The following is a 5,496-nucleotide window of genomic DNA, read 5'->3' as shown; positions in this document are numbered from 1 at the left end:
AGCGGGTACCACATCGCTGCGCGATGTGCAAGGGGGGCGGTCGCTGCGCTCCCGCTGGCCCTCGCGATGCGAGGGCGGTCCCCTCCGCTGCGCTCCTGGGACCGGTGGGGCCGGCCGCCGCGCGCCCGGCTGGCCGCGCGGTGCGCGGGCGGGCCACTGGGGTGGGGTGGTGCGGCTAGTGTGGCCTCCAGTAGGGGAGTTGGGGAGTCCTGCGGACTCCTGGGCGGGTCCGCTGCGCTCCCCCGCCTGACGGTCCTTCCGGCTGCGCCTCCAGAACCTTGGGGCCCGCTGGCGCGGGCCGGGCTGACTGTGAGGGGTGGGGTCGCTCGTTCGTGTGAGTTCCAGTGTAGTGCATGCATCGGGTTGATGCAGCATGTACCTTTGGCGGAAACACGGGACACCCTCCAATCACCCGGGCGGGACGCACATTTCAGCGGAGAGAAACCCCGGAATGCGTTACTTCCACCGACCGCCAGATTGCAGAATTCCGGCGCTTGGAGACCCCGGCCACAGAACGGAACCTCAGATCCGCGAAAGGCTGAATTCAAGGTGCGGAGGTGCGCGAGCCGAGTGGCCGCCAGGCCGCGCGGCGGAACCGGTCTCCGGGCTCAGCCACTCCATTTTGTGTTTGTCCGTCGCGGCCGGCACCGCCCGAGACTCAGAGCCGCTGCCGCTGTCCACGACCCGTACTGGGCCGCGGCCCAGTACGCGAAGCCTCATCAGCCATCCCGGTGCCCCATCCGCAGTTGGTCGCGGACGTTGCGCTGGTGCGGCCCTGTGGGAGCCGTCGGGCGGGCTCAGGTACCCGCACGTGGGCAGGGAGGTGCTGAGGTCCGTGCGCGCGTGCGTCTTAAGGAGAAGAGGGTGTCGCGCGCAGAGGCGCTCTGACCTGCGGGTTTGCAAGGGCCTATGTGTTGGTTCTGACACATTGACCTGCGAGTTTGTGCTGGTGGTGACACAAGGGACGCAGATTTGGTCACGGAAAGAGGGACAAACATGCGTCTTGGCTGGTCAGGATGTTGCTGCCCTGCATACAGCCGAAGTGCTGTGTGTTGACTACAGCACCAAGGGGCCACGCCCACGGGGACAAACGTCACCGCTCGCGGGGACAATCTCCGCTAGGGTGCCGGAGACTCACACATGATCGAGGAAACGGAAGTCCATGGCGCCGCCCGGCGAAGCGAGACGCTCCACCAGCAAGGGCCGATCGAAGGCCGCCAGCAGTGAGGCCGGCGCTTCGTCGTCGATCGTGGACAGCTTCGCGAAGGCGCTGGAGCGCACGCCGCCCAAGCCGGGCCGTCCCGTTCACGCGGCGAGCGTGGAGTACCGCTACCGGGCGCCGCACACGGCCTTCGGGCGCAGCGGCTACAGCCAGGTGAGCAACGACTTCCTGTCGGAGGTCCTGGCCGTGCTGATCGCCCGGCACGGGATGTCTCCGGCGCAGTCGGCGGTGCTGGTGTTCTGCATGGGCCGTCAGCGCGAAGGCCGGCTGCGGATCACGCACGTGAAGGTCGCGAAGCACCTCGGGATCGAGCGGGCGAACGTCACCCGGGCTCTGAGCAGCCTGGAGAGCTGGCACATGGTGCAGCGCCGCCCGAACTCGCTGCTGGTCGTGAACCCGTTGATCTGCTTCAAGGGCAACGGCGACATCCAGCAGGCCGTGCTGGATGAGCTGCGTGCGGATGCGGCGAAGGCGCTCAGGGATGCTTTTCCCGAGATGCGGGAGGATGCTCTCGAAGTGGCGGCACTGGAGAGTTTCCCGGAGTTCCAGCCGCCGGCCGCCCCGAAGCCGCGGACGCGGCAGCTGGAGTTCGAGGACACCGACGTGGAGGGACAGGCATGCTGATCCAGGCTCATATCGCCTTCGCGAAGCTGCACGAGCTCGACCTCTCCAAGGCCGCCCACGACCTCCTGAGCGCCCTTGTGAAGCTCCAGCGGCCCGGAGGTGAGGTCAACGCCTCCCAAGTCGAGCTGGCGGCCCGTGTGGGGCTCAGCAAGAACCGGACGTCCATCGCGATGACGCAGCTGGTGGAGCGCAACATCGTGCTGCGCCCCGACCGCCGCTACCGCAGCTACTTCCTCCACCCCTACTTCGCCGGGTACGCCTCCGTCGAAGACCTCGAGCAGGCTCTCGCTGACGCCACTGAGGCCATCAAAGCGGGCGAACTCGCCGCGCCGGCCCCGCCGCCCGAGCCTCAGCGGCACCTGACTGCGGTCCCCACCCGCAGAAGCGCCTGACCGGTCGCCCACAGAAGCGGGGCTCGCCCCTCACCGCGGGGGCGAGCGCCGCTTCTGTGGGTACGGGACACGAACGGCCAGGGCGATACATCGTTCCCCTGGAGGGGAAAGCCGCAGATCCTCGTCTCGTACGGTGGCGACCGCGGGGACCTGGAAGCTGCGACACGGCTCGTGCGGCGCAGCTGAGGTCCTCCGGGAGGCCGTCGGGGCGCGAGCGGACCACCAGGGCCGGGGGCGGCGGAGATTTGTCGGGTGGGTGCTTGGTGGCGAAACGTGTTGGTGGTGCCACACCGACACCCGGATTGGACAACCCCGCTTGTACAACGGTGGGGTCGTCGCAGGTCAGGGCACGTTTCTTGGAGCGACTCTGAAAACCCGTGTGTCGGCTTCGATACCAAAGCGCCACGCCAGCTTGTACAAATCCGAGATCACCGGCCGCCTGTACGAGACAGGCCCGCCGAAGCGGCAGCCCCAGACACCGCTCAGAGCTGTCCGGGCCGCCGGATAGCTCTGGTCATCACCCCCGGGTGATAACCACCCGTGGGATCTGCCCCTGGTGCACACGAAAGTGCAGCAGGGGCACATTTCTGCCCCCGGTCGGCGAGCCGGTTGCAGCAGCCGCGCCCGTGTAGCCGCGCCCGGGGCAGCGGCCATCCGCTGCCCCGGTGAGGTTGACCTTGCTACCCGTGCAGCAGCCGTGTGCCGCCTGAGCCGTGCGAATACTGCGCTCCACTCTGCTGCGCTCCACTCTGCTGCACACCTCAGCGGACTTGCAGCAGACGTCCTTGCACCCTCACCACCAGGAGCAGCAGGACCTCGCGGGCCGGGCAGCACGGTGGTGCTGCAACCGGCTGGTGACGACCGTCGACGGCGGGGGTCTGGCGGGATCGGTCTTGCACCCCAATGTAGGTAAGTACTTGTAGTGCCTATCTGCGGGTTGAACTCCCTCCCCCCTGAGAGCAGAGCTCGGGCCGGGAACGGCGAGGGTGTGGCTCCGGGACGGAAGGCGCGGCGACGCGGTCCTTGGGGCCGTGGCCGCGAGTCCGGGGCCCTCTGCCCGCTCGAACCGCTGTGCGCCGCTGTGAGCGCCTCTGGGGCCTCTCGCCGCAGTCGGGGAGCCCGGAGGGCGTCAAAACGCCGCAGGCGGCCGTACAGCGCCGGGAAGGATCATGCGCGGCGGGAGACGGCCGGACGTCGGCGCAGGTGAGCGGGTGAGGATTGCCCCGCGTGGCGAGCTTTGTTCTCAGGGGGGAGAGATCTACAACCCGCACAGAGGTACTACCTGTACTACCTACTGATGGGGTGCAAGGCCGTCTGTGGATCCGGCCCGCGACGAACCGCCGGCCGTGACTCCTGGAGCGGCGCCCCGGGAGCCGCCCGGGGATGGGTGCAAGGGTGCAAGGCCGGGCGTCGACCCGTCTCTCTGCTGACGGTGCCGATCTCATCCGCGCGCAGCGCGAGAGCGCCCCGCGCATCCGTGCGCGCAGTCGCGTGAGCCGGGTTTTCCACAGCTTCACCTACCGGTACTTCGCCTACGGCGGGTGGGAAGAGCGCGCTCGTCATCTGGTCGGTCAGTCCTAGGTATTCCTTCTACGCGAGCGATCCCTCACCAAACGACGGACCCGATCCCTCACCAAACAACGAACATGGGGCTCTGCAGCGGACCGTCCTCGCCTTCGGCTCCGGCGTCTTCGACCCGAGCAGGGCGCGGTCGGACTGGTCCGGGATGGCGCGGGTCAGACCTCGAGGTACGCGACCACGACGACGGTCCGCAAAACCGAAACCCAGTACAACAAGCGGACCCGCTCGACGTCGTCGGCGTACTCGCGCAGCTGGGGGCCGGCGGCGCTGCCGGGGAGCGGCTCGCCGACTTCGGGGTTGACGGAGACGACGACCAGGGCGCGGTCCAGGGCGTGGATGTCCGCCTCGCTGGTGATGTTCTCAAGCTGCTTCGCGGCGGAGTCGGAGAACGTGATCCGGGCGCGGCGCGGGCCGTGCGGTGTGGGCATCAGGCGACGGCCGGGCGCTGGGCTGCGAGGCGGGTGAGGTGGGCCTCGCGCAGCTCCTCCCACGGGGTGCACTGCTCGGGGTCGGGCAGGCCGTTGGTGGCGATGTCCTCCAGGACGGCGGCGAACCGGTCGGCGTCGGCGCGGGTCTTGGCCGCGTACGCGCGGACCGCTTCGGCGGCCGCGGGCTCCAGCTGCCGGGCGGCGGTGTCGGCGGGGGCCGGCTGTTCGCTCATCGAGGACTCCGTAGGGCCGGAACTGGCGGTGTCTCACCACGGTAGCGCCGGGGCGGGCCGCCGGACCCCGGTACGGACGAACGTCCACGGCGCCGCCCTCGCGCGGCAGTCACGTCGGCAGGCCGACCGGGGTCCGGCCGCCGGATCCCGGGGCAGACGCCCCCCTTGCACGGTCACTCTCTGTTTACTCATATGTGCGCGTCTCGTTCAATGTCACGTGTCACGCTCCCCGGCCTCCAAAGGCCCTGGAGAGCCGTTTTCGGCTCAAGAAACGGACAAACAGGGACTCTTTGAAGGGAGCGTGACACTTATGATCTTACTTCCCGGGGGTGCGTGACAGTCACAGCCCGTTAGCGTGACACGCAAGATTTGACGTGTGCGGGGTCACCGGTGACCGCCTGGGCAAGGAACGCGGCGAGGTCGCCGGCGGCTTCGGTGTCGGCGGTGGCGAGCCGGGCCGCGAACCCCAGCTGGTCGACGCTGACGCCCGGGACCAGGCGGGCGAGTTCGGTGAGCAGCGCGGCGTGGGTGAGCACCGGCGCGGGCAGAAGGCCGGCGGCCCTCTCGCGGGCGGCCGGTTCGCTGTAGTGCCCGAGGTGCGCGGCCAGTGCGTACGCGAACCAGGTGTCGACGTCGCCCTGGACGTAGGACCCGGCGCGGCGGGTGAGTTCGTCGCGTACGGCCTCGTCACCTTCGCGGGGCACGGTCTGCTCCAGCGTGCCCAGCTCGCGCAGCGCCTGGAGCTCGTCGGCGCGGGCCGCGATCCGGGCGGCTTCGCGCAGCTCGGCTTCCCGGGCGGCGGCGGCCGCGGCTTCGGCGGCGAGCTCGGCCTGGACGACGACGTCGCCCTGCGGGTCGTACACGTCGTCGGTCCCGGCGAGCAGCTGCGTGGTCGGGTAGGTCCCGCGCATCGCTGCGCGGGACCCCCCTCAGAACCGTGCTTGCCACTTTCACGGCACACGGCTCAAGCAGACATGTCGGCCTCTAACGAGAAGTCCTCTTTCGGTCTTCGGCAT

5 protein-coding genes are annotated in these 5,496 nt (G+C 69.3%); 2 read left to right on the top strand and 3 right to left on the bottom strand.

All coding sequences use genetic code 11. The annotated features are described in order from the left end of the window. The first annotated feature begins 1,162 nt into the window (after positions 1 to 1,162). On the top strand, positions 1,163 to 1,846 hold the full coding sequence (locus OTB20_RS41665; RefSeq protein WP_267825113.1) for a replication/maintenance protein RepL: 684 nt from the start codon (positions 1,163 to 1,165) through the stop codon (positions 1,844 to 1,846). After that, positions 1,840 to 2,238 (top strand): hypothetical protein, encoded by a 399-nt coding sequence (locus OTB20_RS41660; RefSeq protein WP_267825112.1) that lies wholly within the window; start codon positions 1,840 to 1,842, stop codon positions 2,236 to 2,238. The genes OTB20_RS41665 and OTB20_RS41660 overlap by 7 nt, the downstream gene beginning before the upstream one ends. A 1,736-nt stretch (positions 2,239 to 3,974) precedes the next feature. Here OTB20_RS41660 and OTB20_RS41655 read toward each other — a convergent pair. The 3 genes from OTB20_RS41655 to OTB20_RS41645 all read right to left on the bottom strand — a co-directional run bounded on the left by OTB20_RS41655 (position 3,975) and on the right by OTB20_RS41645 (position 5,391). Beyond that, positions 3,975 to 4,247 (bottom strand): hypothetical protein, encoded by a 273-nt coding sequence (locus OTB20_RS41655; protein ID WP_267825111.1) that lies wholly within the window; start codon positions 4,245 to 4,247, stop codon positions 3,975 to 3,977. Continuing rightward, complete coding sequence (locus tag OTB20_RS41650; RefSeq protein WP_267825110.1) at positions 4,247 to 4,480, bottom strand: hypothetical protein; 234 nt, start codon at positions 4,478 to 4,480, stop codon at positions 4,247 to 4,249. Before OTB20_RS41650 ends, OTB20_RS41655 begins: the two co-directional genes overlap by 1 nt. A gap of 350 nt (positions 4,481 to 4,830) precedes the next feature. Next, positions 4,831 to 5,391, bottom strand: a complete 561-nt coding sequence (locus tag OTB20_RS41645; protein WP_267825109.1) for a hypothetical protein — start codon at positions 5,389 to 5,391, stop codon at positions 4,831 to 4,833. Positions 5,392 to 5,496 lie beyond the last annotated feature (105 nt).

It is taken from the genome of Streptomyces sp. H27-H1 (assembly GCF_026627445.1).
GTDB lineage: Bacteria > Actinomycetota > Actinomycetes > Streptomycetales > Streptomycetaceae > Streptomyces.
This window is presented reverse-complemented; position numbering and strand designations above follow the sequence as displayed.